This is a genomic window from Neisseria sp. P0001.S005 (assembly GCF_051963715.1).
On the sequence record NZ_JBQCTZ010000685.1, the window covers coordinates 1 to 402 of the forward strand.

1 pseudogene is annotated in these 402 nt (G+C 50.2%); it reads right to left on the bottom strand.

The annotated features are described in order from the left end of the window. Positions 1 to 332 (bottom strand): annotated as a pseudogene (locus tag ACTHSP_RS22370) (hypothetical protein); the annotation flags it as partial. Positions 333 to 402 lie beyond the last annotated feature (70 nt).

Genomic DNA, 402 nt, shown 5'->3' on the forward strand with positions numbered 1-402 from the left:
TTGCCGATAAATGCACCGGCTGCCGCACCCACCAAGCTTTGCAGCAGCCAGCTGCCGGTGGATTGGTCGTAGATGTATTGTTGGCCGTCTGTACCGGTTACCGGTTGGCCGTTGTTGCCGTTGGCTTGTGCTTCGGCAGGAATGGTGTCTTTCACAGCTTCGGGCGTGAGCTGGTAAACCGTATTGTCTTCTTGTTGGCCGTTTTGTTGTGCCAACTGTTGTTGCAATGCTTCGATTTGTTTTTGTTGCTGTTCAAGTTGCGCCTGGGTATTGTCTTTGCAGGCAGCGAGGGCAAAAGTGGAAAGGGCGGCTAAGGCAATCAGTTTTTTCATTGTTTTTCCTGAGAGAGGTTTGTCTTTGCCGAGATTTCGGCGGAGTGTGTTTGCCTAATATTAAACCATT